The sequence below is a fragment of the Streptomyces chattanoogensis genome, assembly GCF_001294335.1.
GTDB classification, from domain to species: Bacteria; Actinomycetota; Actinomycetes; order Streptomycetales; family Streptomycetaceae; genus Streptomyces; species Streptomyces chattanoogensis.
Genome location: NZ_LGKG01000173.1, coordinates 1 through 24,466 on the forward strand (window position 1 = coordinate 1; position 24,466 = coordinate 24,466).

General features: G+C 70.7%; 24 protein-coding genes. 10 read left to right on the top strand and 14 right to left on the bottom strand.

Going from position 1 to position 24,466, the window contains the following annotated elements:
- The first annotated feature begins 577 nt into the window (after nt 1-577).
- The gene (locus ADL29_RS32640) at nt 578-1,339 is read left to right on the top strand and encodes a transglycosylase SLT domain-containing protein (protein WP_053927159.1); all 762 of its coding nucleotides are present in this window, start codon (nt 578-580) and stop codon (nt 1,337-1,339) included.
- A gap of 82 nt (nt 1,340-1,421) precedes the next feature.
- Here ADL29_RS32640 and ADL29_RS32645 read toward each other — a convergent pair whose 3' ends face one another.
- Nucleotides 1,422-3,995, bottom strand: coding sequence for an ABC transporter ATP-binding protein/permease (locus tag ADL29_RS32645; protein ID WP_078971462.1), 2,574 nt, complete (start codon nt 3,993-3,995; stop codon nt 1,422-1,424).
- A 458-nt stretch (nt 3,996-4,453) separates the two neighbouring features.
- On the opposite strand from ADL29_RS32645, the gene serB reads away from it, so the two are divergent.
- Complete coding sequence (gene serB / locus ADL29_RS32650) at nt 4,454-5,695, top strand: phosphoserine phosphatase SerB (protein ID WP_053927161.1); 1,242 nt, start codon at nt 4,454-4,456, stop codon at nt 5,693-5,695.
- An 80-nt stretch (nt 5,696-5,775) separates the two neighbouring features.
- Here the strand turns inward: serB and ADL29_RS32655 are convergent, their stop codons facing one another.
- The 4 genes from ADL29_RS32655 to ADL29_RS32665 all read right to left on the bottom strand — a co-directional run bounded on the left by ADL29_RS32655 (nt 5,776) and on the right by ADL29_RS32665 (nt 8,221).
- A complete protein-coding gene (locus tag ADL29_RS32655) occupies nt 5,776-6,294 on the bottom strand; it encodes a SixA phosphatase family protein (protein WP_053927162.1) in 519 nt (172 codons plus the stop codon).
- A gap of 88 nt (nt 6,295-6,382) precedes the next feature.
- Complete coding sequence (locus ADL29_RS32660) at nt 6,383-6,607, bottom strand: hypothetical protein (protein WP_053927163.1); 225 nt, start codon at nt 6,605-6,607, stop codon at nt 6,383-6,385.
- Between the two features lie 179 nt (nt 6,608-6,786).
- Nucleotides 6,787-6,903, bottom strand: coding sequence for an SGM_5486 family transporter-associated protein (locus ADL29_RS46155; protein WP_279634891.1), 117 nt, complete (start codon nt 6,901-6,903; stop codon nt 6,787-6,789).
- Between the two features lie 16 nt (nt 6,904-6,919).
- Nucleotides 6,920-8,221: a CynX/NimT family MFS transporter gene (locus tag ADL29_RS32665; protein WP_053927187.1), complete on the bottom strand. Its 1,302-nt coding sequence runs from the start codon at nt 8,219-8,221 to the stop codon at nt 6,920-6,922.
- 148 nt (nt 8,222-8,369) lie between these two features.
- Between ADL29_RS32665 and ADL29_RS32670 the strand changes: the two genes are divergently transcribed.
- Nucleotides 8,370-9,065 carry a FadR/GntR family transcriptional regulator gene (locus tag ADL29_RS32670; RefSeq protein ID WP_053927164.1) on the top strand — a complete coding sequence of 232 codons (696 nt, stop codon included), beginning with the start codon at nt 8,370-8,372 and terminating at the stop codon, nt 9,063-9,065.
- A gap of 315 nt (nt 9,066-9,380) precedes the next feature.
- On the opposite strand, the gene ADL29_RS32675 is transcribed toward ADL29_RS32670, so the two are convergent.
- The 3 genes from ADL29_RS32675 to fabG form a co-directional block, all read right to left on the bottom strand.
- Complete coding sequence (locus tag ADL29_RS32675; RefSeq protein ID WP_053927165.1) at nt 9,381-9,725, bottom strand: hypothetical protein; 345 nt, start codon at nt 9,723-9,725, stop codon at nt 9,381-9,383.
- Nucleotides 9,726-9,891: 166 nt separating this feature from the next.
- Nucleotides 9,892-10,668, bottom strand: coding sequence for an enoyl-ACP reductase FabI (gene fabI, locus ADL29_RS32680; protein WP_046928695.1), 777 nt, complete (start codon nt 10,666-10,668; stop codon nt 9,892-9,894).
- A 5-nt stretch (nt 10,669-10,673) separates the two neighbouring features.
- Entirely contained in the window at nt 10,674-11,378 is a 705-nt protein-coding gene (gene fabG, locus ADL29_RS32685; RefSeq protein WP_046928694.1) for a 3-oxoacyl-[acyl-carrier-protein] reductase, read from the bottom strand.
- 181 nt (nt 11,379-11,559) lie between these two features.
- On the opposite strand from fabG, the gene ADL29_RS32690 reads away from it, so the two are divergent.
- The 3 genes from ADL29_RS32690 to tyrS all read left to right on the top strand — a co-directional run bounded on the left by ADL29_RS32690 (nt 11,560) and on the right by tyrS (nt 16,070).
- Entirely contained in the window at nt 11,560-13,092 is a 1,533-nt protein-coding gene (locus tag ADL29_RS32690) for a TldD/PmbA family protein (RefSeq protein WP_053927166.1), read from the top strand.
- Nucleotides 13,089-14,525 carry a metallopeptidase TldD-related protein gene (locus ADL29_RS32695; protein WP_053927167.1) on the top strand — a complete coding sequence of 479 codons (1,437 nt, stop codon included), beginning with the start codon at nt 13,089-13,091 and terminating at the stop codon, nt 14,523-14,525. The genes ADL29_RS32690 and ADL29_RS32695 overlap by 4 nt, the downstream gene beginning before the upstream one ends.
- 141 nt (nt 14,526-14,666) lie before the next feature.
- On the top strand, nt 14,667-16,070 hold the full coding sequence (gene tyrS, locus ADL29_RS32700) for a tyrosine--tRNA ligase (protein WP_053927168.1): 1,404 nt from the start codon (nt 14,667-14,669) through the stop codon (nt 16,068-16,070).
- Nucleotides 16,071-16,148: 78 nt separating this feature from the next.
- Here tyrS and ADL29_RS32705 read toward each other — a convergent pair whose 3' ends face one another.
- Nucleotides 16,149-16,427, bottom strand: a complete 279-nt coding sequence (locus tag ADL29_RS32705) for a GlsB/YeaQ/YmgE family stress response membrane protein (RefSeq protein ID WP_053927169.1) — start codon at nt 16,425-16,427, stop codon at nt 16,149-16,151.
- Between the two features lie 234 nt (nt 16,428-16,661).
- Here ADL29_RS32705 and ADL29_RS32710 point away from each other — a divergent pair, with 234 nt between their 5' ends.
- Together ADL29_RS32710 and ADL29_RS32715 are read left to right on the top strand one after the other, a co-directional pair.
- Nucleotides 16,662-17,051 (top strand): DUF3099 domain-containing protein, encoded by a 390-nt coding sequence (locus tag ADL29_RS32710; protein ID WP_053927170.1) that lies wholly within the window; start codon nt 16,662-16,664, stop codon nt 17,049-17,051.
- 198 nt (nt 17,052-17,249) lie between these two features.
- The gene (locus tag ADL29_RS32715; protein ID WP_053927171.1) at nt 17,250-17,528 is read left to right on the top strand and encodes a hypothetical protein; all 279 of its coding nucleotides are present in this window, start codon (nt 17,250-17,252) and stop codon (nt 17,526-17,528) included.
- Here ADL29_RS32715 and moaA read toward each other — a convergent pair.
- The 3 genes from moaA to ADL29_RS32730 form a co-directional block, all read right to left on the bottom strand.
- Nucleotides 17,511-18,500 (bottom strand): GTP 3',8-cyclase MoaA, encoded by a 990-nt coding sequence (gene moaA, locus ADL29_RS32720; protein ID WP_046928687.1) that lies wholly within the window; start codon nt 18,498-18,500, stop codon nt 17,511-17,513. The two genes, ADL29_RS32715 and moaA, sit on opposite strands and share 18 nt — an antisense overlap.
- A 188-nt stretch (nt 18,501-18,688) precedes the next feature.
- Nucleotides 18,689-20,302: a solute symporter family protein gene (locus ADL29_RS32725; RefSeq protein ID WP_053927172.1), complete on the bottom strand. Its 1,614-nt coding sequence runs from the start codon at nt 20,300-20,302 to the stop codon at nt 18,689-18,691.
- Nucleotides 20,299-20,664 carry a DUF485 domain-containing protein gene (locus tag ADL29_RS32730; RefSeq protein WP_053927173.1) on the bottom strand — a complete coding sequence of 122 codons (366 nt, stop codon included), beginning with the start codon at nt 20,662-20,664 and terminating at the stop codon, nt 20,299-20,301. Before ADL29_RS32730 ends, ADL29_RS32725 begins: the two co-directional genes overlap by 4 nt.
- A gap of 197 nt (nt 20,665-20,861) precedes the next feature.
- Here ADL29_RS32730 and ADL29_RS41985 point away from each other — a divergent pair, with 197 nt between their 5' ends.
- Both ADL29_RS41985 and ADL29_RS32735 read left to right on the top strand, forming a co-directional pair.
- Entirely contained in the window at nt 20,862-21,092 is a 231-nt protein-coding gene (locus ADL29_RS41985; protein ID WP_078971463.1) for a hypothetical protein, read from the top strand.
- Nucleotides 21,093-21,269: 177 nt separating this feature from the next.
- Complete coding sequence (locus ADL29_RS32735) at nt 21,270-22,787, top strand: S8 family serine peptidase (RefSeq protein ID WP_053927174.1); 1,518 nt, start codon at nt 21,270-21,272, stop codon at nt 22,785-22,787.
- On the opposite strand, the gene ADL29_RS32740 is transcribed toward ADL29_RS32735, so the two are convergent.
- Both ADL29_RS32740 and ADL29_RS32745 read right to left on the bottom strand, forming a co-directional pair.
- Nucleotides 22,777-23,496 carry a lysoplasmalogenase gene (locus tag ADL29_RS32740; protein ID WP_053927175.1) on the bottom strand — a complete coding sequence of 240 codons (720 nt, stop codon included), beginning with the start codon at nt 23,494-23,496 and terminating at the stop codon, nt 22,777-22,779. The two genes, ADL29_RS32735 and ADL29_RS32740, sit on opposite strands and share 11 nt — an antisense overlap.
- Nucleotides 23,493-24,386, bottom strand: a complete 894-nt coding sequence (locus ADL29_RS32745; protein ID WP_053927188.1) for a sterol desaturase family protein — start codon at nt 24,384-24,386, stop codon at nt 23,493-23,495. Before ADL29_RS32745 ends, ADL29_RS32740 begins: the two co-directional genes overlap by 4 nt.
- Between the last annotated feature and the right edge of the window lie 80 nt (nt 24,387-24,466).

Here is a 24,466-nt window from a genome sequence, read left to right on the forward strand (position 1 = left end):
CCCCCGCCCGCCGCAGGCGCAACGGCGAGAAGACGCATGGCGCCGCAGACAACAACGTACGGCCCAGGCAAAGCGCAGCGGAGGGGCCCGCCGCCAGGCGCAACGGCGAACAACCCCCACGGCGGGAAAGCCGACAACGTACGGCCCAGGCAAACCGGCAGCGGAAAGACCTTTGACGTGATTCCGGTGGGGTATCCGACCCCGGAATGCAGGTGCCCGATTTGACCCATAAAAGAGCGAAATAGGCAATAGGCGAGGCCTAGCGGGCACCGGCTGTGCTTTTGCAATTACGGCTGGCTAGATAAACCCCACCCCGGTGTGACCCCGCACATAGGACGCACATCACTTACGAGCCGGGGTAGTCGTCCCGCAGATGCCGTCTGAGCTGGACGTTCTCTACCCTCGACGCAATTTGCCGAGGACAGGTTCCACTAACCCGGGTCGTACGTCACAGCATTGCCGGGCGAATTTTCGGCCGCTAACAATGACTCCCGTCGCAAGGCGCCGTGATCGGAATCGGCGCATTACGCCGCCGATGGTTCCTGCGACGTTCCCCTTTGGAGAGGTCGACCCAGCCATGCCCAAGCACGCCATTCCTGGATTTACCCGCTTCACCCGGACCCACAAGCTTTCCGCGGCCGGTGTCGCCGCGGCCGGCGCCGCCGCCCTGGTCTTCTCCCTCGTCCCGGGTGCCGACGCCGAGCAGGGCGCGAGCTCGAGCCAGGCCTCTGCCGCGGAGAACATCAACATCAAGCCGGTCGCCTTCAGCGAGGTCGCCACCGCGGTCAAGAGCCAGCAGGCCACCGTCGCCAAGCAGGCCACCCAGACCGCCGCCCAGGCCAAGGCCGAGGCCGCCGCGAAGGCTGCTGCCGCGAAGAAGGCCGCCGCCGCGAAGGCCGCCAAGGCCAGGGCCGCCGCCGCGGCGAAGGCGAAGGCCGAGAAGGCGCGCAAGGCGAAGCTGGCCGCGAGCCGGTCCGCGGCGCGTCCCGCCGCGCCCAAGCCGGTCAAGAAGGTCTACGCGAACAACCTGGACGGCTGGATCCGCGAGTCCCTGGACGTGATGGCCAAGAAGGGCATCCCCGGCTCGTACAACGGCATCTACCGCAACATCATCCGGGAGTCGTCCGGCAACCCGATGGCGATCAACCTCTGGGACATCAACGCCCAGAACGGCATCCCCTCCAAGGGTCTGCTCCAGGTCATCGACCCGACCTTCAAGACGTGGCACGTCGAGGGCACCTCGTGGAACATCTACGACCCGGTCGCCAACATCACCGCCGCCTGCAACTACGCCGCCGACAAGTACGGCTCGATGGACAACGTGAACTCGGCCTACTGAGCCGGCTCCCCCGTTCACACCGCCGAGGGGCGGCACCCGGTACCGGGTGCCGCCCCTCGGCGTTCTCGTACGGTGCGCGGTGCTACTTGCGCATGACCTCCGGCTCGTGGCGGCGCAGCAGCCGGGCGACGACGAAGGCGAGCCCGACGCCCAGCGCGAGCAGGATGATCACGTCCATCACATAGACGCCGGTCTGGTGCTTCCAGAGGGCGTCGGGGTTGCCCGGCTCCCACGGCAGCAGCGTGTTCATGTCGGCGGTCGCGCCCATCGCGGCGACGGCCCAGCGCGACGGCATCAGCCAGGCGACCTGGGCGACGCCCGGGGTGTCGAAGAGCTGGAAGAGGACGCCGGTGAAGACGACCTGGACGATGGCGAACATGACCAGCAGCGGCATGGTCTTCTCAGCGGTCTTGACCAGCGCGGAGATGATCAGGCCGAACATCATCGAGGTGAAGCCGAGCGCGATGATCGCCACCGCCAGCTCGATGGCCGGGGCCTTGGGCACGATCAGGCCCTCGGAGGGCATGTTGCGGGTCGAGAAGCCGATCGCGGCGATGAGACCGCCCTGGATGGCGGTGACCACCCCGAGCACGATGACCTTCGACATCAGATACGCCGACCGCGACAGGCCGGTGGCCCGTTCGCGCTCGTAGATGACCCGTTCCTTGATCAGCTCACGGACGGAGTTGGCCGCGCCGGAGAAGCACATGCCGACCGCGAGGATCAGCATGATGGTGCTGGCGTCGCGGTTGGTCCGGGCCTTGCGCAGCGGTCCGTACGCCAGGCCGTAGTCGCTGGGGATCAGCATCGAGACGACACCGAGCACCGCGGGCAGGATCAGCATCAGGGCCAGGAAGCCGCGGTCGGAGGCGAGCACCGAGACATAGCGCCGCATCAGCGTCCACAGCTGCGAGCCCCAGCTCTGGGACTTCTGCATCCGGGCCGGCGGCGCCTGGACGTTCACCGACTGCGGGGCGACGGCGTCGATGTCCGCGGCGTAGAGCTGGTAGTGCGGGGAGCCGCGCCAGCGGCCCATCCAGTCGTAGTCGCGGTAGTTCTCGAAGGCCGAGAAGACATCCGCCCAGGTGTCGTACTGGAAGAAGTTCAGCGCCTCCTCGGGCGGGCCGAAGTAGGCCACACCGCCGCCCGGGGCCATCACCAGCAGTTTGTCGCAGATGCCGAGCTCGGCGACCGAGTGGGTGACGACCAGGACGGTGCGGCCGTCGTCCGCGAGGCCGCGCAGCAGCTGCATGACATCGCGGTCCATGCCCGGGTCGAGGCCGGAGGTCGGCTCGTCCAGGAAGATCAGCGACGGCTTGGTCAGCAGCTCCAGGGCGACCGAGACGCGCTTGCGCTGGCCGCCGGAGAGCGAGGTGACCTTCTTCTCCTTGTGCACGTGCAGCTTGAGCTCGTGCAGGACCTCGTCGATCCGGGCCTCGCGCTCGGCCTCGGCGGTGTCACCGGGGAAGCGGAGCTTGGCGGCGTAGCGCAGGGCCTTCTGGACGGTCAGCTCCTTGTGGAGGATGTCGTCCTGCGGGACCAGACCGATGCGCTGGCGGAGCGCGGCGAATTCCTTGTAGAGGTTCCGGTTGTCGTAGAGGACATCGCCCTGGTTGGCGGGGCGGTAGCCGGTCAGCGCCTTGAGCAGGGTCGACTTGCCGGAGCCGGACGGGCCGATGACGGCGATCAGCGACTTCTCCGGCACGCCGAAGGAGACGTCCTTGAGGATCTGCTTGCCGCCGTCGACGGTGACGGTCAGGTGGCGGGCCGAGAAGGAGACCTCGCCGGTGTCGACGAACTCCTCCAGGCGGTCGCCGACCAGCCGGAAGGTGGAGTGGCCGACGCCGATGATGTCGTTCGGGCCGACCGGGGCCTTGCCGGACTTGGGGACCGGCTGGCCGTTGATGTACGTGCCGTTGTGGCTGCCGAGGTCATGGATCTCGAAGCGGCCGTCGGGGGTGGCCCGGAACTCGGCGTGATGGCGGGAGACCTGGAGGTCGGAGACGACCAGTTCGTTCTCCAGCGCACGGCCGATCCGCATGACGCGGCCCTGGTCGAGGCGGTGGAACGTGGTCGGGCTGCGGTCGCCGTGGGCCTGCGGGGCCGGGCCGCCCGCGTTCTGGGCGGGGCGCTGCTGGGGGCCGGGCTGCTGCGGGGGCACGGCCTGCTGCGGCTGCTGGCCCTGCTGCGGCGGGATGTACGGGGGCTGCTGGGCCTGCGGCGGCGCCTGCCAGCCCTGCGGGGCGGGCTGCTGCTGCGCGGGCGCCTGGTGACCGGGCGCCTGGTGTGCGGGCGGTGCCTGCCAGCCCTGCTGCTGCGGCGCCGCCGAGGGCTGCGCGCCGACGGCGCCGGCGGCCGGCGCGGCGGCGGCCGAGAGGCTCATCCGCGGACCGGAGGTCGCGTTGCCCAGGTGGACGACCGAGCCGGGGCCGATCTCCATCTGGTGGATCCGCTGACCCTGGACGTAGGTGCCGTTGGTGCTGCCCTGGTCTTCGATGATCCAGCTGCGGCCGGCCCACCGTACGGTGGCGTGCCGCCAGGAGACTCTGGCGTCATCGAGCGCCATGTCGCCCTGCGGATCACGGCCCACGGTGTAGGAGCGCGACGGATCGAGCGTCCACGTCCTACCGTTCAATTCGAGTACGAGTTCAGGCACTCCAGCCCCATTACATAGTCCCCCGAGCGACACCCTGGATGGGAAGTCAGGGATGGCGATTCATCGTGAGGAACTATTTCAGGCTCGGCCCGCCGACCGGAAACCGGGAGGGGACCGGGGCGCATCGGTCTCGCGGGGGCGCCCGGCGATGACTCCCCGCGGGCCGGAAGGGCCCGGAGATGCCGGGGATCGGCGGTTTACGGCGGTTCCGGGTGCTCTGCGTCCCGAGCCCGAGGCGCGCTTCGGGCGAAATGGCCGCATCGAAGGGGGAGTTGGCACCGCGGTTCACCCGTATGGGTGTATCCGGCGGTGCGGACCGGACACGAGTCGGTAACGATCGACTTCACCGGTGGGCATGGGGGCGCCGGGGGTACGGGCGCGGCAGTCGGGCGGACGCGCGGTCCGAAGCACGGACACCTGTACGGCCGGGCCCGGCCGCCGGTTACCGTAAGGACACCATGAGCGCATCGCAGATCCCACCTGCCACCGCCGTACCGGGCGATGACGTACCGACCCTCCTCGTGAAGATCTTCGGGAAGGACCGGCCCGGCATCACCGCAGGTCTCTTCGACACTCTTGCCGCCTACTCCGTCGATGTCGTGGACATCGAGCAGATCGTGACGCGGGGCCGTATCACCCTGTGTGCGCTGGTCACCGCCCCCTCCCCCGGCGGGTCCGGCGCGGCCGAGGGCGATCTGCGGGCCACCGTGCACAGCTGGGCCGAGTCGATGCAGCTCCAAGCGGAGATCATCTCCGGCCGGGGCGACAACCGTCCGCGCGGTGTCGGCCGCTCGCATGTGACGGTGCTGGGGCACCCGCTCACCGCGGAGTCGACCGCCTGTATCACCGCCGCCATAACGTCCGCGGGCGGCAATATCGACCGTATCTTCCGGCTGGCGAAGTACCCGGTGACCGCTGTCGAGTTCGCGGTGTCCGGTGCGGCGACCGACGCGCTGCGGTCCGTGCTGGCGCTCGAAGCCGCGCGGCTCGGGGTGGATGTCGCGGTGGTCGCGGCGGGGCTGCAGCGCCGGGCGGAGCGGCTGATCGTGATGGACGTGGACTCCACGCTCATCCAGGACGAGGTCATCGAGTTGTTCGCGGCGCATGCCGGCTGTGAGGCCGAGGTCGCCGAGGTGACCGCCGCGGCGATGCGCGGTGAACTGGACTTCGAGCAGTCGCTGCACGCCCGGGTGGCGCTGCTGGCCGGGCTGGACGCCTCCGTGGTGGAGACCGTGCGCAAGGAGGTACGGCTCACCCCCGGGGCCCGCACCCTGGTGCGGACCCTCAAGCGGCTCGGCTATCAAGTCGGCGTGGTCTCGGGCGGATTCACGCAGGTCACCGACGCGCTCAAGGAGGAGCTGGGGCTGGACTTCGCCGCCGCCAACACCCTGGAGGTCGCGGACGGCAAGTTCACCGGCCGGGTGACCGGCGACATCGTGGACCGGGCGGGGAAGGCGCGGCTGCTGCGCCGCTTCGCGCAGGAGGCCGGGGTGCCGCTGGACCAGACGGTGGCGATCGGGGACGGCGCCAACGACCTGGACATGCTCAACACGGCGGGGCTCGGGGTCGCCTTCAATGCCAAGCCGGTCGTACGGGAGGCGGCGCACACCGCGGTGAACGTGCCGTTCCTGGACACCGTGCTGTATCTGCTGGGCGTCACCCGGGAAGAGGTCGAGGCGGCGGACATGCACCTCGAGTGACCTGCTGAGACGGCTGAGACGTGAAGGGGGCCCGGCGCGCACTGTGCCGGGCCCCTCCCGTTCCGCCGCCGTCCGCGGGATCAGTCGTGCGGCGCCCAGAACGCGACCAGCCGGCCGACGCCGTGCTCGACCGTCTTCCAGGAACCCGTGAAGGTCACCACGGCGATGGAGGCCGTCGGGAAGCCGCTGCGGTTCATCCGCGGCAGCAGATCGCCTTCCGCCTCGCCCGCGAGCGCGTCGGCGAGGGCGTGCATGCCCGGGTTGTGGCCGACGAGCATCAGATCTTGGACGTCGTCGGAGGTCTCGTTCAAAAGCGCGATGAGCTCGCCGAGGGAGGCCTCGTACAGCCGCTCCTCGTACACGGTCCGGGGTCGCTGCGGGAGCTCGTGGACGGCGAGCTTCCATGTCTCACGGGTACGGACGGCCGTCGAGCACAGGGTGAGATCGGGGGTGACCCCGGTGCCTGCCAGCCAGCGGCCGGCGGCCGGGGAGTCCCTGCGGCCACGGTCGGCGAGCGGGCGCTCATGGTCGTCGACATCCGACCATTCGGCCTTTGCATGTCGGAGGAGGACAATCCGGCGAGATGTTTCGGCGCTCATGCGTCCCAGCTTCGCATGAAAGGCAGCGCGCGGCGCGGGGTGTTGAGGGCCTCCGCTCCGCCGGGTGACGGCCCGGCTCGCAAGATCATCAGGCTCGTACGCCCACCAGCCGCGCGAGGATCTCCAGCAGCGCCACCGGCCCGCTGTGGAACGCCTCGGCCGCGCTCGCCTCGGACGAGCCGGATATCAGCGCGAGGAGGGCGGCGAAGGAGAGCACCGGCAGGACCAGCGCCCACCAGGGCAGTCGCATCCGCAGGCCAGAGGCGCCCGGGGCGCTGGCGGCGGGCGGCGGCCTGCGGGACGCGGCGGGCATGGAGATCGCCTCCGTGACGGATCGAAGGGCTGCGCGGCCGCGGGCAGCGGCGCGCCCACCGCGGCGGGCGGTGTACTTCGAAGCTACGGATCTCCGGCGGCCGTTCCCTCAGGGAAACCCCCGACTTGTCCCTGAGACGGACCCCTAGGGGGATGGGGGAAGGCCCCGCCCCCGGCCCGTCATGGCGCGGCGATACTCGCGATGATCCCGACGACGACGGTCACGCCGAGCATGAGGCCCAGGACGAGGAGCAGCTTCTTCTGGCTGCCCTGCGGGTTCGGTTCGAGCACTGGCATGGGCCCAGTGTCGCACTCACCTCTCGTCCTCGATGCGGCGGTCCCGGCCCGCCAGCATCCCCACCGCCATCTGCGGCACCAGCAGCCCCGCCATCAGCGCGATCGGCAGGCCCCAGCCGCCGCTGTGCTGGTAGAGCGCACCGACCAGCAGCGGACCGGGAAGGGAGATCAGATAGCCGACGGACTGCACGAAGGCCGACAGCTTGGCCACACCTGCCGAGCTGGACGAGCGCATCCCGATCATGGTCAGGGCCAACGGGAAGGAGCAGTTCGCGATGCCCATCAGCAGCGCCCAGACCCAGGCGCCGGCGGCCGGGGCCAGCCACAGCCCGGCGTAACCGGCCAGACCGCAGGCGGCGAGCCCCACCGCGAGCGGACCCTGATGCCGCATCCGGGTGGCCAGCCGCGGCAGGACGAAGGAGAGCGGGACGCCCATCGCCATCGTGACGGCGAGCAGCACCCCCGCGGTGCCCGCGGAGACCCCGGCGTCGCGGAAGATCTGCGGCATCCAGCCCATCGTGACGTAGGCGGCGGTGGCCTGGAGGCCGAAGAAGACGGCGAGTGCCCATGCGGTCGGCGACGAGGTGATCCGTACGGGGGGTTCCGCGGCGGTCCCGGCACCGTCGGCGGACGCTCCCGGGGCGGCGGGGCGCCGGCGGACGACCGCGAGCCAGGGCAGTACGGCGACGGCGGCGAGCCCCGCCCACACCGCCAGCCCGCTCTGCCAACTGCCGCCCAGCGCGGCGGTCATGGGCACGGTGACGGCCGCGGCCAGCGATGTCCCCAGGGCCAGCGCCATGGAATACAGGCCGGTCATCGGGCCGACCCGGTCGGGGAACCAGCTCTTGATGACGACCGGCATCAGCACGTTGCCGACCGCGATACCGGCCAGGGCGAGCGCGCTGGCGGCGAGAAAACCCGCGGTGCCGCCGGTGAACGGCCGCAGCGCGAGGCCGGCGGCTATCGCGGCCATTCCGCCGCAGACGACGGCGCCGGGGCCGAACCGCCTGGCCAGGCGGGGTGCCGCGATCCCGAAGACGGCGAAGCACAGCGACGGTACGGAGGTCAGCAGCCCGGCGACGGTGCCGCTCATGCCGAGGCCCTCGCGGACCTCCTTCAGGAGCGCGCCGAGGCTGGTGATGGCGGGACGGAGGTTGAGCGCGGCGAGGACGATCCCGGCGATCACGATCCGGGACAGCCACCGTGCCTCTCCGCCGCCGGGGCGGGCGGCGGAGGCGTCCTCGCCGCTCTCGAGGGGGCGCGGGGTCGTGGCGGGCTCTGCGTCGGGGCCGAGGGTCGCAAGGTCTTCGTCTGCCATGCGCGCCATCATAGAATCATGGGATGAATGGTTGTCCACTCGTCGAGGCCGCGGTTGCGGATAGCCTCTGCCGTCGCGCACCGCGCCAGGGACCGCACGGGCCCGCCGGCGCCGCCCTCCGTACGCCCCACCCCTCCGGAGCACCGTCATGCCCCTGACCTCGCCCCGCCGGTCCGCGCTGGCCGACCAGGTGATCGCGCAGCTGCGCGCCCAGATCACATCCGGCGAGTGGCCGGTGGGCGCGCGGATCCCGACCGAGCCGGAGCTCGTCGAGGAGCTCGGGGTGGCCCGGAACACCGTCCGCGAGGCCGTACGGGCGCTGGCGCACAACGGGCTGCTCGACATCCGGCAGGGCTCGGGCACCTATGTGGTCGCCACCAGCGAGCTGGCCGGGGTGATGAACCGCCGCTTCGCGGACGCCGACCCCCGGCACGTCGCCGAGCTGCGCAGCGCCCTGGAGGCGGAGGCCGCCCGGCTCGCCGCGGAGCGCCGTACGGAGCAGGATCTGCGGCAGCTCGACGCGCTCCTGGAGCGGCGCGAGGCGGCCTGGGAGTCCGGGGCGGCCGAGGCGTTCGTGGAGGCGGACGCGACCTTGCACATGGCCGTGGTGGCGGCCTCGCACAACGAGGTGCTCGCCGAGATCTACGCCGACCTCGGGGGCGTCCTGCGCGATTTCCTGCGGGCCGATGTCGGCGAGGTGCTGCGGCCCGAGGCCCATATGGATCACGCCCGCCTGGTGGCGGCGATCCGCGCGGGCGACGGCGACCTGGCCGCCTCCGAGGCGGCCGCGCACTCCTTCGGCTGCCGGTTTCCGGCCCTCAGGCGGGCTGATCACGGGGGCTGATCACGAGGGCTGATCAGGGCGGCTGATCACGGGGCTGATCAGGCGCGCGCTCGGTCCTTTCGCGCCGGGGCGCGGGCGCCCCTTAAGGGTTGGTCGAACAGATCCCTTAGGGGATGAGAGCGCCCCTTGCAGACCGCAACGCGGCGGGCACAGGGGGTATTCCCGCGAGGGCGGGTTCCCGCGGGGGCCCGCGGGGGGGGTCCCGCGGGGGGGCCGCGGGGGGGGGATCCCACGAGGGCGCGACTCCGCGGAGGTGATGCCCACGAGGGCGGGGTTCCCGCGAAGGGTATTCCCACAGGGTCCCGCCGAGGGACCTCACCCCGGTTCCTGGCTCACCCAGAGATCCTCTATCTCCTGCCAGCAGTGCCCGGTCACGGTGATCCTCCGGGCCGGGCCGGCCGCCACGGCGCGGGTGTCCACGTCCGGGTCGTACCAGCGCTTGCACTCGATGTGCAGGCGTACCCGGCTGATGGTGCCGTTGGGGTTGAAGCAGCGGGCCACGCCGGTGCTGCCCACGACGGCGGTGCGGCACCGGGCGCGCGGCACCTCGCGGGGGTCGTCGGGGGCGGGTGGCACGGCCCGTGCGGCCGATGCGGTGGCGGCCAGCAGGGCGGTGAGTGTGACGGTGAGGAGTGCCGTACGGCGGCGGGAGACGGGCACGCCGAAACCTCCTCCCGGGGTGCACGAGGTGCCGGAAATGCTGCGCCGGGCGGATCGCTCCGGGCGCCTCATCCAGTGTGTGGCGGCGGCTGCCGCTTCTCGACTCGAAAACGCGTTCTGCCCGCCCCGGCGGACCGGGACGGGCAGTGGAGATGCGCTGTCGGCGTCAGGCGCCCATCATGTGCACGCCGCCGTCGACGTGGACGATCTCGCCGGTCGTCTTCGGGAAGAAGTCCGAGAGCAGACCGACGACGCCGCGGCCCGCCGGCTCCGGGTCGGCCAGGTCCCAGCCGATCGGCGCGCGGTGGTTCCAGACGTCCGCCAGCTCCTCGAAGCCCGGGATGGACTTGGCGGCCATCGACTTGATCGGACCGGCCGAGACCATGTTGACACGGATGTTCCGTCCGCCCAGGTCACGGGCCAGGTAACGCCCGGTGGACTCCAGGGCGGCCTTGGCGACGCCCATCCAGTCGTACTTCGGCCAGGCGATCGACCCGTCGAAGGTGATGCCGACGACCGAGCCGCCGCCGCGCTTCTCCATCAGCGGCAGCAGCGCCATGGTCAGCGACTTCAGGGAGTACGAGGAGACCTGGAGCGCGGTCGAGACGTCCTCCCAGCCCGCCTCCAGGAAGTTGAAGGCGCCCTGCGGGCCGAAGGCGATCGAGTGCACGACGCCGTCGATGCCCTCGTCGTCACCGAAGTACTCGCTGACCTTGGCAGCCAGACCGTCCAGGTGCTCCGGGTTGGTGACGTCCATCTCGATGACCGTGGTCGGCTTGGGCAGCCGCTTGGCGATGCGCTCCACGAGCGAGACCCGCCCGAAGCCGGTGAGAACGACCTCGGCGCCCTGCTCCTGCGCGACCTTGGCCGCGTGGAAGGCGATGGACCCCTCGGTGAGGACTCCGGTCACGAGGATGCGCTTGCCTGCAAGGATTCCACTCATGCTGATCAGTGACCCATGCCCAATCCGCCGTCTACGGGAATGACGGCTCCAGTGATGTACGCGGCCTCGTCGGAGGCCAGGAAGCGGACCGAGGCGGCGATCTCCTCGGGCTGCGCATAGCGCGCGAGCGGCACCTGCTTGACGATGTTCTCCCGCTGCTCGTCGCTGAGCACCCGGGTCATGTCGGTGTCGACAAAGCCCGGCGCCACGACGTTGACGGTGATGTTGCGGCTGCCCAGCTCGCGGGCGAGCGAACGGGCGAAGCCCACCAGACCGGCCTTGGAGGCGGCGTAGTTCGCCTGGCCCGGGGCGCCCATCAGGCCGACCACGGACGAGATCAGCACGATCCGTCCCTTACGGGCCCGCAGCATCGCCCGGTTGGCGCGCTTGACCACCCGGAACGTGCCGGTGAGGTTGGTCTCGAGGACCGAGGTGAAGTCCTCCTCGGACATCCGCATCAGCAGCTGGTCGCGGGTGACGCCGGCGTTGGCCACCAGCACCTCGACCGCGCCCTGCTTCTCCTCGATCTCCTTGTACGCCTGCTCGACCTGCTCGCTGTCCGTGATGTCGCACTTCACGGCCAAAAATCCCGCGGGGGGCTCGCCCGAGCGGTAGGTGATGGCGACCTTGTCGCCTGCCTCGGCGAAGGCACGGGCAATGGCAAGGCCGATGCCGCGGTTGCCTCCGGTGACCAGAACCGAGCGGCTCAAGAGATCACCCTTTCGTTTCCTGATCCGTCCTGAGTTCGCTACGAAACTATCGGTCACAAGGCGTTTCCGGGGAATCGACCCCGCACAGGGGCGCGCGCCGGTCACTGTCGGGTCCCCACATAACCCGGGCACGGTCCAGGCGGTCAGGGCATGATCTATCCGCCGACTACGGGAGGATGCCGTGCCTGCTGCACCCCATGCCCTTGATGAGACTTTCCTGGCGCTGCCGTTGCGCGCGCTGGCCGATGCCGCCCTGGCCCGGGCCCGCGCGCTGGGCGCCGAACACGCCGACTTCCGCCTGGAGCGGGTGCGCAGCGCGTCCTGGCGGCTGCGGGACGCCCGTACGTCCGGGACCTCGGACACCACCGACCTCGGGTACGCGGTGCGCGTGGTGCACGGCGGCGCCTGGGGCTTCGCGTCCGGGGTGGATCTGACGATGGATGCGGCGGCGCGGGTGGCGTCGCAGGCGGTCGCGATGGCCAAGCTCTCGGCCAGGGTGATCGAGGCCGCCGGGTCCCAGGAGAGGGTGGAGCTGGCCGAAGAGCCCGCCTACCCGGACCGGACCTGGATCTCCTCGTACGAGATCAACCCGTTCGACGTACCGGATGCCGACAAGACCGGGCTGCTGGCGGACTGGAGCGCGCGGCTGCTGGCGGCGCCCGGGGTGGCGCATGCGGATGCCTCACTGCTGACCGTCCAGGAGAACAAGTTCTACGCGGACACGGCGGGGACGAGCACCACGCAGCAGCGGGTGCGTCTGCATCCGGAGCTGACGGCGGTCGCGGTGGACGACGCCAGCGGCGAGTTCGACTCGATGCGCACCCTCGCCCCGCCGGTGGGACGCGGCTGGGAGTACCTGACCGGCGGCGGCTACGACTGGGACGGCGAACTGGCACAGATGCCGGAGCACCTCGCCCAGAAGATGAGCGCCCCGGGCGTCGAGCCGGGTGCGTACGACCTGGTGGTGGACCCCTCGAACCTCTGGCTGACCATCCATGAGTCGATCGGGCACGCGACCGAGCTGGACCGGGCGCTGGGCTACGAGGCGGCGTACGCGGGCACCTCGTTCGCCACCTTCGACCAGCTGGGGAAGCTGGCGTACGGCTCCGGGCTGATGAACGTGACCGGTGACCGGACCGCCGAGCACGGGCTGGCGACGGTCGGCTACGACGACGAAGGGGTGGCCGCGCAGTCCTGGGACCTGGTCCGGGACGGCACCCTGGTCGGCTATCAACTCGACCGCAGAATCGCCAGGCTGACGGGACTCGGGCGCTCCAACGGCTGCGCGTTCGCGGACTCGCCCGGCCATGTGCCGGTGCAGCGGATGGCCAATGTCTCGCTGCAGCCGGCGCCGGACGGGCCGTCCACCGAGGAGCTGATCGCGGGCGTGGAACGCGGTATCTACGTCGTCGGCGACCGCTCCTGGTCGATCGACATGCAGCGGTACAACTTCCAGTTCACCGGTCAGCGCTTCTTCCGTATCGAGAACGGCAGGCTGGCCGGGCAGGTGCGCGACGTCGCCTATCAGGCGACCACCACCGACTTCTGGGGTTCGATGCGGGCGGTCGGCGGCCCGGGGACGTACGTTCTGGGCGGCGCTTTCAACTGCGGCAAGGCCCAGCCGGGGCAGGTCGCGGCGGTGTCGCACGGCTGCCCGTCGGCCCTGTTCGAGGGCGTGAACATTCTGAACACGACGCAGGAGGCCGGGCGATGAGTCCCCGTACGAGCCGTACGAACGGTGCGAGCCGCAGCAACGCCCCGCACGAGATCGTCGAACGGGCCCTGGAGCTCTCCCGCGCGGACGGCTGCGTGGTCATCGCCGACGAGCACTCCAGCGCCAATCTGCGCTGGGCGGGCAATGCGCTCACCACCAACGGCGTGACCCGCGGGCGGACGCTGACCGTGATCGCCGCCGTGGACGGCGCGCAGGGCACCGCGTCCGGTGTGGTCTCGCGGTCGGCGGTCACCGCGGACGAGCTGGAGCCGCTGGTCCGGGCCGCGGAGGCGGCCGCCCGGGACGCGGGGCCCGCCGAGGACGCACAGCCCCTGGTGGGCGGGACGAAGGCGTCGGCGGACTTCACCGACGCGCCCGCCGAGACCTCCTCGGACGTCTTCGCACACTTCGCGCCCGCGCTCGGCGAGTCCTTCCGGCAGGCCCGCGCCGGCGGCCGCGAGCTGTACGGATTCGCCCAGCACGAGGTCGTCTCGTCCTACCTGGGCACCTCGGCCGGGCTGCGGCTGCGGCACGACCAGCCCACCGGGACGCTGGAGCTGAACGCCAAGTCCCCGGACCGCACCCGCTCGGCCTGGGCCGGGCGCGCCACCCGCGACTTCGCGGATGTCGACCCGCTCGCGATGGACACGGAGCTGGGCCGGCGGCTGGGCTGGGCCGAGCGGCGGACCGAGCTGCCGGCCGGGCGGTACGAGACGCTGCTGCCGCCCGCCGCCGTGGCCGACCTGCTGATCTACCAGCTGTGGTCGTCCTCGGCCCGGGATGCCGCGGAGGGCCGTACGGTCTTCTCCAAGGCGGGCGAGGGCGAGGGGGCCTCCCGTACCCGGGTGGGCGAGCGGCTCTCCGAGCTGCCGCTGACGCTGCGCAGCGACCCCGGTGCGCCCGGTCTGGAGTGCGCGCCGTTCGTGCTGACGCATTTCTCCGGCGACGATGCGTCCGTCTTCGACAACGGGCTGCCGCTGACGGCCACGGACTGGATGCGCGAGGGTGTGCTGAACCGGCTGCCGACCACCCGGCACAGCGCCGGGCTGACCGGTCTGCCGGTGGCGCCGGGGATCGACAACCTCCTTCTGGAGGGGGGCGGTTCGCGTTCCCTCGACGAGATGGTGGCCGGTACCGAGCGCGGGCTGCTGCTGACCTCCCTGTGGTACATCCGCGAGGTCGACCCGGCCACGCTGCTGCTGACCGGGCTGACCCGGGACGGCGTCTATCTGGTCGAGAACGGCGAGGTGACCGGCGAGGTCAACAACTTCCGCTTCAACGAGTCGCCGGTGGACCTGCTGTCGCGGGCGGTCGAGGCGGGCCGTACGGAGCGGACCCTGCCGCGTGAGTGGGGGGACGACTTCAGCCGGGCGGCGATGCCTGCGCTGCGGATCCCGGACTTCCATATGAGCTCGGTCAGCCGGGGGGTCTGAGGGCGGCGTCACGCCGCGCCGAGGTCCCATGTGCACAAACCCGCGCGTGGGACCTCTTGCCATAGCAATAGAATTCTGTCGCTGTCCCTTCCGGGACACCCTGTCCTCCCTCACGGGAAAACCCGATCGATCAGGAACGCCATGACACGCCTCGGCGAATCCGTCGCCCGCGCCAGCACGCTGCTCTCCGCCGACCTCTCCTCGGACGCCACGGTCCAGGAGCTGCTCGAGGAGACGGGCGCCCGGCGCTATCTGGATCTGTCGGACCTGGGCGCCAAGGAGCAGGCCGAGCTGATCGCGGCCCGTACGGTCGAGGTGCTGCCGGGCGTGGAGAAGCTGGCCGAGCGGATCGAGGAGCGCCGGGCGGCCGGCAAGGGTCTGCACATCAAGCTGGGCATCGACCCGACGGCGACCGATGTGCACCTGGGGCACGCGGTCCCGCTGATCATCCTGAGCCGGTTCCAGCGGCTGGGCCATGACGTCACGCTGATCATCGGCGACTTCACGGCCAAGATCGGCGACCCGTCGGGCCGTACCGCCGAGCGCCCGCCGCTGACCGACGAGGACATCGCGCACAACCTCGCCACCTACCGCGAACAGGTGCGTCCCTTCTTCGACTTCGAGAAGGTCAGCTTCCGGCAGAACAGCGAGTGGCTGGCGCCGTACACCTTCCCCGAGCTGCTCGCGCTGCTCGCCCATGTGCCGGCCTCGCAGCTGCTGCAGCGCGAGGACTTCCGCAACCGGCTGGCGGCCGGTTCCGGGCTGACGATGACGGAGCTGCTCTACCCCGTCGCGCAGGGTCTGGACTCGGTGGCGCTCAACTGCGACGTGGAGCTGGGCGGCTCGGACCAGCTGCTCAATCTGCAGATGGCCCGGAAGCTGATGGAGCTGCGCGGGCAGACGCCGCAGCTGGTCGTCACCATGCCGCTGATCGAGGGCACGGACGGCACCGGCGCCAAGATGTCGAAGTCCAAGGGCAATTACGTCGGTCTGAGCGCGCCCGCCGACGATGTCTTCGGCAAGATCATGTCGGTGCCGGACCGGCTGATGGAGCCGTACCTCAAGGCCTGGACGGAGTGGACGGACGACGAGATCGCACTCGTCCTGGGCCGGGTCGAGGACCGCTCGCTGCACCCGATGGACCTCAAGAAGATCCTCGCGGGTGAGGTCGTGGCGGCGCTGTACGGGCTGGAGACGGCGATGGCCGCGCGGGCCGGGTTCATCGCGCAGTTCTCCAAGAAGTCCTTCGCCGATGTCGAGTCCCTGCCGGTCGTCGATGTCGCCGAGCACGGCGGGGAGACCGTCGCGGCGGTGCTGACGAAGGTGCTGGAGTTCACGCCGAGCGCCTCGGCGGCGCGGCGGCTGGCGAAGCAGAACGCGCTGCGGCTGGTGGTGGAGGGCGCGGACGGTCAGCAGACCGTGGTCCTCGCCGAGGCCGAGTCGGTACGGCCGCTGGCCGAGGTGCTGGCCGAGAAGCTGGCCGGGGCGCCGGGCACCGCGTACCTCAAGGCGGGGCGCAAGCTCGCGCAGCTCGAGGGCCGCTGAGCGGCAGCATTCCCCGGACGGGAGGCGGCCGGTGCGCATGTGTCACGCGCACCGGCCGCCTCGATGTGTCCGCCGTCTTCAGATCCCCCGTCTCCTGCCGCCGCGGGCGGAGACCCAGAGCCGGTCGCCCACCGCGACGATGAGGACCGCGCCGACCAGCTGGAGCAGGTGCCGGGTCCAGTCGATGCCCTTGGTCTCGTTGACGCCGAGGCCGGTGGCCGCCCAGTTGCCCAGGACGCTCCCCAGCATGCCGAAGATCACGGTCAGCCAGAGGGGAATCTGCTGCTTGCCCGGGATGACCGCCTTGGCGATCAGGCCCAGGATCAGGCCGACGATGATGGCCCACAACCAACTCATGTCGCCTCCTCATCCGGCGTCGGAGCAGGCCGCCGCGCGGGCGGCCGTGCCCCGCCAGTGTCGCTCCATGGCGCCTACGCCGCACGCCGGAGCGGCGGCTACGCCGTCTGCCCCGGCAGACCTGGGCGCCGGTGGGCATGACCCGGTCTCGAACGCGGCGGAGCCGCGGCGTACCGTGGAATCCGACCGGAAATCGGGGAGAATCCGGCAGGACCTAGCAGGTGGTGGAACGTGATGCGGAAGCACGGCAGCACGCAGACCTTCCGGATCACGGGGGCGCGGCAGGGGCTGTCCGAGGACGTGAAGGGACGGCAGCGCCGCTATGTGATCTCGATGGCGGTCCGGAGCGTGGCGGTGGTGCTCTCCGTGGTGCTGTGGAACATCGAGCGACCGGTTGCCATTGCGACGCTGGTGCTGGGCATAGCGCTGCCGTACATCGCGGTGGTCATCGCCAACGCGGGCCGGGAGAACGCCCCTTCGCTGCCGTCGACGTTCGTCGCCCCGCCGGCGCGGCCCGTGCTGGGCCCCGGCGAACCGGCCGCCGACGGCCAGGGCGGCCCGGCGGAATCCGTTCCGGAGTCGGCGGAGGAGGACGCTCCGGGCCCCCGCCAGGAGCGAAGCTGATGGGCACGCGTCTGCAAAGCTCAAGAAAAGCTCAGATCAATCATGCAGATCCGGTGCACCGCGCACCATTCCCCGTGACATACTGCGTAAGCGCTCCGCATCCCCCGTCGGAGCGACGGACCGACGCCGGGCGGCTCCCCCCGTGGCTGCCCGGCGTCGCCATGTCCGCCCCCTGGTGAGGGACGTAGGGTTGAGGCCGTGACCTCCCCGAATCTCCCGAACTTCCCCGGCCTTCCCGGCTCTCCCGGCTCCGGCCCGGACACCGCCGTCTGCTCCGCCAAGGGCTGCCGCGCCGCCGCGGTCTGGGTGCTGGCCTGGAACAACCCGAAGCTGCACACTCCGGACCGCCGCAAGACCTGGCTGGCGTGCGAGGAGCACCGCGAGCATCTGTCGCAATTTCTGGGCGTACGGGGATTTTTGAAGGACGTGGTGACGCTGGAGGAGTGGGAGCGGCAGTCGTCAGCCACCGATGGCTGACATCGGGCGCTCGGGCTGCAGGAAGGACGGGTCGTCCAGTCCGGAGCCCGCCTTCTTGCCCCACATCGCCTGCTTCCATATCCGGCCGATCTCGGCATCGGGGGCGTCCGAGCGCAGGGCGGCCCGCAGATCCGTCTCCTCGGTGGCGAACAGGCAGGTACGGACCTGACCGTCGGCCGTCAGGCGCGTACGGTCGCAGGCGCGGCAGAACGGGCGGGTGACCGAGGCGATCACACCGACGCGGTGCGGGCCGCCGTCGACGGTCCAGCGCTCGGCGGGCGCGGCGCCGCGCGCCTCCTGGCCCTCGGCGGTGAGCTCGAAGCGGGTGCGCAGCGAGGCCAGGATGTCGCCGGCGGTGATCATGCCGTCGCGCTTCCAGCCGTGCTGGGCGTCCAGCGGCATCTGCTCGATGAAGCGGAGTTCGTAGTCGTTCTCGATCGCCCAGGCGAGCAGGTCGGGGGCCTCGTCGTCGTTGAGCCCCGGCATCAGGACGGTGTTGACCTTGACCGGGGTGAGGCCGGCGGCGCGGGCCGCCTCCAGGCCGCGCAGGACGTCGTCGTGCCGCTTGCGGCGGGTCAGGGCCTGGAAGACGTCGGGGCGCAGGGTGTCGAGGGAGACATTGACACGGTCGAGGCCGGCGTCGCGCAGGGCCGTGGCGGTGCGCGCCAGGCCGATGCCGTTGGTGGTCAGGGACATCTGGGGGCGCGGGGTGAGCCGGGCGACGCGCTCGACGATGCCGACCAGGCCGGGGCGGAGCAGCGGCTCGCCGCCGGTGAAGCGGACCTCTTCGATGCCCAGGTCCCGTACGGCAATGGTGATCAGGCGGACTATCTCGTCATCGGTGAGCAGATCGGGCTTGGCGAGCCATTGCAGGCCCTCTTCGGGCATGCAGTACGTACACCGCAGATTGCAGCGGTCGGTGAGCGAAACACGCAGGTCGGTGGCCACACGGCCGTATGTGTCGATGAGCACAGGGCCCCCTCCCCGACAGTTTTCGATCGGCTGCCTTCAGCGGTGGATCAGTACGTGTTCGAGCCTACGCGATGGGTCCGACAGTGAGCAGGGCTGAGAAGCACGAGGTGGGCGGGGCGGCGTCGTAGATCTCTACGACGCCGCCCCGCCCACGCGCTGTACGGACGGCTCAGAGGGCGGTCCGGCGGCTAGTGGGCGCCGGTTCCGGTCAGCGAGCGCACCTCGAGTTCGGCGTACTTCCGGGCGTCCGGCTCCTCCTTGGAGAGCAGGGAGCCGAGCCAGCCGAGGAGGAAGCCCAGCGGGATGGAGATCAGGCCGGGGTTCTCCAGGGGGAAGAAGCCGAAGTCGGCGCCGGGGAACATCGAGGTCTCCTTGCCGGAGACGACCGGGGAGAAGAGGACCAGCAGGACGGACGAGGCGAGGCCGCCGTAGATGGACCACAGCGCGCCCTGGGTGGTGAAGCGCTTCCAGAACAGGCTGTAGAGGAGGGTCGGGAGGTTGGCGGAGGCGGCGACCGCGAAGGCGAGCGCCACCAGGCCGGCGACGTTCAGGCCCCGTGCGAAGACGCCGAGGACGATGGCCACCGCCCCGATGCCGACGGTCGCCCAGCGGGCGGCGCCGACCTCCTCCTTCTCGGTGGCCTCGCCCTTGCGGAGCACATTGACGTAGATGTCGTGGGCGAAGGACGAGGACGAGGCGAGGGTGAGGCCGGCGACCACGGCGAGGATCGTGGCGAAGGCGACCGCCGAGATGACGGCGAGCAGCACCGCGCCGCCGGTGGATCCGGCGCCGCCGCCGATCACCTCGGCGAGCTGCGGGGCCGCGGTGTTGCCCGGCTTCTCGATGTCACCGGGCTTGATCAGGGCGGCGGCGCCGAAGCCCAGCGCGATGGTCATCAGGTAGAAGACGCCGATGATGCCGATCGCCCAGTTCACGGACTTCCGGGCGGCCTTGGCGGTGGGGACCGTGTAGAAGCGGATGAGGATGTGCGGCAGGCCCGCGGTACCCAGGACGAGGGCGATGCCCAGCGAGATGAAGTCGATCTTCGAGGTGGCGGTGGCGCCGTACTTGAGGCCGGGCTCCAGGAAGGCTTCGCCCTTGCCGCTGTTCGCCGCGGCGGCGCCGAGCAGCTCGGAGAGGTTGAAGTGGAATTTGAGCAGCACCAGGAAGGTGATCAGCAAGGTGCCCGCGATCAGCAGCACCGCCTTGATCATCTGGACCCAGGTGGTTCCCTTCATGCCGCCGATGGTGACGTAGAGGATCATCACGATGCCGACGAGGACGACGACGAGGATCTTTCCGGCCTCGCTGGTGATGCCGAGGAGCAGGGTGACCAGGGCGCCGGCGCCCGCCATCTGGGCGAGCAGGTAGAAGATCGAGACGACGATGGTGGAGGCGCCCGCGGCCGTACGGACCGGGCGGCGGCGCATCCGGTACGCGAGGACGTCGCCCATGGTGAACCGGCCCGAGTTGCGCAGCGGTTCGGCCACCAGGAGGAGGGCGACGAGCCAGGCGACGAGGAAGCCGATGGAGTAGAGGAAGCCGTCGTAGCCGAAGAGGGCGATGGCGCCGGCGATGCCGAGGAAGGACGCGGCGGACATGTAGTCGCCGGAGATGGCCAGGCCGTTCTGGAAGCCGCTGAACTGGCGGCCGCCGGCGTAGAAGTCCTCCGCGCCCTTGGTCTGCCGGCCGGCCCAGACGGTGATGCCGAGGGTGGCGGCGACGAAGGCCGCGAAGAGGGTGATGATCAGGGCGCGGTGCTCGCCCGCACCGCCCGCCGCGAGCTGCTGGGAGAGGTTCATGCGCCGTCCTTCTCGAGAGTTACCGCGCCCTCCAGGCGGGCCCTGATGGCCTCGGCCTTCGGGTCGAGCCGGGCGGCGGCGTGCCGGGAGTACCACCAGGCGATCAGGAACGTCGTGGCGAACTGGGCGATGCCGAGGACGAAGGCGACGTTGAGATGGCCGAGGACCTTGGTGCCCATGAAGCCGCCGGCGTAGCTCGACAGCAGGACGTACCCGAGGTACCAGAGGATGAAGGCGAGGGTCAGCGGGAAGGCGAACGAGCGGTGGGAGCGGCGCAGTCGGGCGAATTCCGCGCTCGACTGCACCTGGCGGTAGTCGGGCGGTTCCTGTGTCCCCGGGTCACGGGTGGGTGCGGAGCTCACGGACTCTCCTGAAGCGTAGAGGCTGATATGTCGGATTTGCACGGCCGACAATAAGGCCCGGATAAGTGATGTGGATCACGCATGGTAGAGCCGCGGACACCGATACGACAGAGGGCGGCCGACGGAAACCGCGAAGAAAATCGCAGGAATGCCACCCCCGGCCGCCACCGCCGCGCGGGCGCCTCGTTGAGCCGGATGTGACTCCGCCGCCCGCGCAGGCTCCGCAGCCCTCCGGTCCCCGTCGGCACCCCTACGGCAGCGTCCGGCTGCCCGCCCCTCCCCCACTCTCGGCTTCGCTCGAGCGGGAGGTGCCCCCTCCCGCCGCCCCGGTGGTACGGCGCCCGGCCGGGCCGCCCCCGCACCGCTGGTACGGCCCCCGCATCGCGCTGCCCCCACTGAGCATCGCCACCCTGCGGCGCGGCGCCTGAACCGGGCCGGCGGCCTGTCGGGAGATGGGCTGACAGTGCATCACTTCGCCGTTCCTGACAGGTTTTTTCCCGGTTCCATTGCTGCGCATCGCAGAACGCCGCTAACTTCACCTCTCATTGCATCCGCCCGTGCGCAAACCCGCGCACGGGCGGTCTCACGGATGATGTGGAGTACCCATGGCTCATCCCCGATCCAGACGCGCGCGGGCCCTGGCCCTGCCGCTCGGACTGGCTCTGACGGCGTCGCTCGGTTTCCTCCCCGGAGCGGCCACCGCCGCCCCGCAGGACTCCGCCCCCGCCGCCGCGGCCTCGACCAACGGCCCGCTCCTGTCGTACGTCGTGAACACCACGCCGGACCACGCCACGGTCGGCCAGGTGCAGAAGGCGATAACCAAGGCCGGCGGGAAGGTGATCGTCGCCCATGAGCGCATCGGCGTGATCGTCGTCCACTCGGCCAACCCGGACTTCGCCAAGACCATCCGCACGGTGCCGGGTGTGCAGTCGGCGGGCGCGTCCCGTACCGCGCCGCTCAAGGCGTCCGGCACCACCGACATCGGCAAGCCGCAGAAGATCGACCGGCTGTCGAAGTCGCAGCTGAGGTCGGTGGCCACGGCGGCGAAGGCGAACGGCGAGGAGCCGCTCGAGCCGCTCCAGTGGGACCTGCCCGCCATCAAGGCCGACCAGGCCGCGAAGGTGAACCCCGGCAGCAGGAACGTCACCGTCGGCATCATCGACACCGGTGTGGACGACACCCACCCGGACCTGAAGGCCAACTTCTCCGCGAAGCAGTCCGCCAACTGTGTGGGTGGCGTGGCGGATACGTCCAAGGGGGCCTGGCGGCCCTGGGACCCGGACGAGGACTACCACGGCACGCATGTCGCGGGCACGATCGCCGCGGCCCGCAACGGCGTGGGCGTCGCGGGTGTCGCGCCCGGCGTGAAGATCTCCGCGATCAAGGTCAGCGAGCCCAAGACCTCCCTGTTCTACGCCGAGAGCGTGGTGTGCGCCTTTGTGTTCGCGGCCGACCACGGCATAGCGGTCACCAACAACAGCTATTACGTCGACCCGTGGATGTTCAACTGCAAGGATGACGCCGATCAGGCCGCGATCATTGACGCGGTCGGCCGGGCCGCGAAATACGCCCAGGGCAAGGGCGTGCTGAACGTCGCCGCGGCCGGCAACTCCAATCTGGACCTGGCGGCCGACAAGCTCACCGACAGCGGCAGCCCCAACGACTCGACCCCCGTCGAGCGCACCATCAGCCCCAAGACCTGCTGGGACGTGCCCACCCAGCTGCCGGGCACGGTGACCGTCTCGGCGACCGGGGTGCACAAGGCCAAGTCGTTCTACTCCAACTACGGCCTGGGACAGATCGATGTGGCCGCCCCGGGCGGCGACTCCAAGCAGGTGCCCGAGCTGCCCGCCAAGAACGGCAACATCCTGTCCACCGTGCCGGGCGGCGACTGGGCCTTCCTGGCCGGTACGTCCATGGCGACTCCGCATGTCGCGGGCGTGGCGGCGCTCCTGAAGAGCACGCACCCCAAGTCGAGTCCGCAGGAGATCCAGTGGCTGCTCAAGCAGCAGGCGGACAACCCCGGCTGCCCCACGGGCGACGCCACCTGCACGGGGACTAAGCAGATCAACAGCCACTACGGCTACGGCATCGTCAACGCGCTGGACGCGGTCAAGAGCTAGCGGTACGGCGCTGGGCGCCGACTGCCGTGGGGGGCCGGGTGGTTCGCCGCCCGGCCCCCTCCGGCCCCGCGGCCGCCCGCAGCACCCCCTCGGCCAGCGCGAGCTGCGCCGCCGCATAGGTGAGCATGATCCAGAACTGCGGGACCGGCAGCTGCGGCCAGTGGGCGATACCGCTCGCGATGAGGGTGTCGGAGAGCAGGAAGAGCAGCCCGCCGGCCGCCGCCCACGGGCCCGCGCGGAGCGCCCCGAAGGCCATCGCGGTCAGCAGAAGGCTGTAGCCGGCGACCGGGACCCGCAGATCGGCCGGGAGGTCCGGCCACAGCAGGACGACGGTGCCGGCCAGCACCGCGCCGTACACCGCCCCCAGACCGCCCGTACGGGCCCGTCCGCCCACCGGTGCCCCGTGCCGGGCGGACAGCACCAGGTAGCAGACGTGTCCGGCGGCGAACGACCCCATCCCCGCCAGGAAGACGGTGTCCCCGCCGATCTGGAGGAAGGTGTCGCCGCCGCAGCCGAACAGCAGCGCACCGGCGAGCAGCGGCGGGCCTCCGCGGGCCAGGACGGACGCGGCGAGCACCGGCATCAGCGCGGGCTTGGTGAGCTGCGCGAGGGTGGAGGCGCCCGCGGCCAGGGCGCCGAGGTGGACGACGGCGAGCGCGGCGAAGGCGCCGAGCAGGGGCCGTACGGCCCAGGGCAGCCGAGCCGTCACGCGACCGTTTCCTCTACGGAGGCGGAGGCGGAGGCGGCGGCGGACGGGGAAGGGGCAGCCGCGGCCGGCTGCCAGCCCGGCCCGCGGAAGATCCGCCCCGCCCGCTCCCCCCAGCTGCGCGCGGCCCGGACGTCGCGGGCGATGGCCGCGTACTCATGGGTGGCCACCCGCAGCGGGTTGTAGGTTTTGATGTTCTTGGTGAGGCCGTAGACGGGCCGCTTGGTCTCGGCGACGAACGAGCCGAACATCCGGTCCCAGATGATCAGGATCCCGCCGAAGTTGCGGTCCAGGTAGCCGCCCTGCGAGGCATGGTGCACCCGGTGGTGGGAGGGCGTGTTGAACACGAACTCGAGGGGGCGGGGCAGCTTGCCGACGCGTTCCGTGTGCACCCAGAACTGGTAGACGAGGTTGGCCCCGGAGGTGAAGGCGATCGCGGCCGGGTGCACGCCGAGGGCGATCATCGGGACGTAGAACGGCCAGACGGTCCACGTCGTCCACGGCTGGCGCAGCGCGGTGGTGAGGTTGAACTTCTCGCTGGAGTGGTGCACCACATGGCAGGCCCACAGGATGCGGATGACGTGGTGCCCGCGGTGCGACCAGTAGTAGAAGAAGTCCTGGGCGAGCAGCATCAGCAGCAGCGTCCACCAGAGCACCGGGACGCGCAGCGGGGTGAGTTCGTAGACCGCGGCGTAGATCGCCACGATGGGTATCTTCCACAGCGCGTCGAAGACGAGGCTGCCCAGCCCCATGCCGACGCTGGTGGCGGCGTCCTTGGCTTCGTAGCCTTCCGCGTCCTCGTCGGGATGCAGGCGATAGCTCACCATCTCCACGACGGTGAGCAGGACGAAGGCCGGTACGGACCACAACACGACATCGGGCAGGTGCGGCATGCCCCGCACCATAAGGGCGGTCACGGGGGCGCCGCTAGGGGTTGTTACCGAGAAGTATGTAAGACGGGCCGTCAGCTACC

Bases quoted from the DNA above. Each gene is read 5' to 3' on its own strand.
- ADL29_RS32640 (WP_053927159.1), top strand. From the start codon at position 578: ATGCCCAAGCACGCCATTCCTGGATTTACCCGCTTCACCCGGACCCAC.
- serB (WP_053927161.1), top strand. From the start codon at position 4,454: ATGAGCGCATCGCAGATCCCACCTGCCACCGCCGTACCGGGCGATGAC.
- ADL29_RS32655 (WP_053927162.1), bottom strand. From the start codon at position 6,294: ATGAGCGCCGAAACATCTCGCCGGATTGTCCTCCTCCGACATGCAAAG.
- ADL29_RS32660 (WP_053927163.1), bottom strand. From the start codon at position 6,607: ATGCCCGCCGCGTCCCGCAGGCCGCCGCCCGCCGCCAGCGCCCCGGGC.
- ADL29_RS46155 (WP_279634891.1), bottom strand. From the start codon at position 6,903: ATGCCAGTGCTCGAACCGAACCCGCAGGGCAGCCAGAAGAAGCTGCTC.
- ADL29_RS32665 (WP_053927187.1), bottom strand. From the start codon at position 8,221: ATGGCAGACGAAGACCTTGCGACCCTCGGCCCCGACGCAGAGCCCGCC.
- ADL29_RS32670 (WP_053927164.1), top strand. From the start codon at position 8,370: ATGCCCCTGACCTCGCCCCGCCGGTCCGCGCTGGCCGACCAGGTGATC.
- fabI (WP_046928695.1), bottom strand. From the start codon at position 10,668: ATGAGTGGAATCCTTGCAGGCAAGCGCATCCTCGTGACCGGAGTCCTC.
- ADL29_RS32695 (WP_053927167.1), top strand. From the start codon at position 13,089: ATGAGTCCCCGTACGAGCCGTACGAACGGTGCGAGCCGCAGCAACGCC.
- tyrS (WP_053927168.1), top strand. From the start codon at position 14,667: ATGACACGCCTCGGCGAATCCGTCGCCCGCGCCAGCACGCTGCTCTCC.
- ADL29_RS32705 (WP_053927169.1), bottom strand. From the start codon at position 16,427: ATGAGTTGGTTGTGGGCCATCATCGTCGGCCTGATCCTGGGCCTGATC.
- ADL29_RS32710 (WP_053927170.1), top strand. From the start codon at position 16,662: ATGCGGAAGCACGGCAGCACGCAGACCTTCCGGATCACGGGGGCGCGG.
- ADL29_RS32725 (WP_053927172.1), bottom strand. From the start codon at position 20,302: ATGAACCTCTCCCAGCAGCTCGCGGCGGGCGGTGCGGGCGAGCACCGC.
- ADL29_RS32735 (WP_053927174.1), top strand. From the start codon at position 21,270: ATGGCTCATCCCCGATCCAGACGCGCGCGGGCCCTGGCCCTGCCGCTC.
- ADL29_RS32745 (WP_053927188.1), bottom strand. From the start codon at position 24,386: ATGCCGCACCTGCCCGATGTCGTGTTGTGGTCCGTACCGGCCTTCGTC.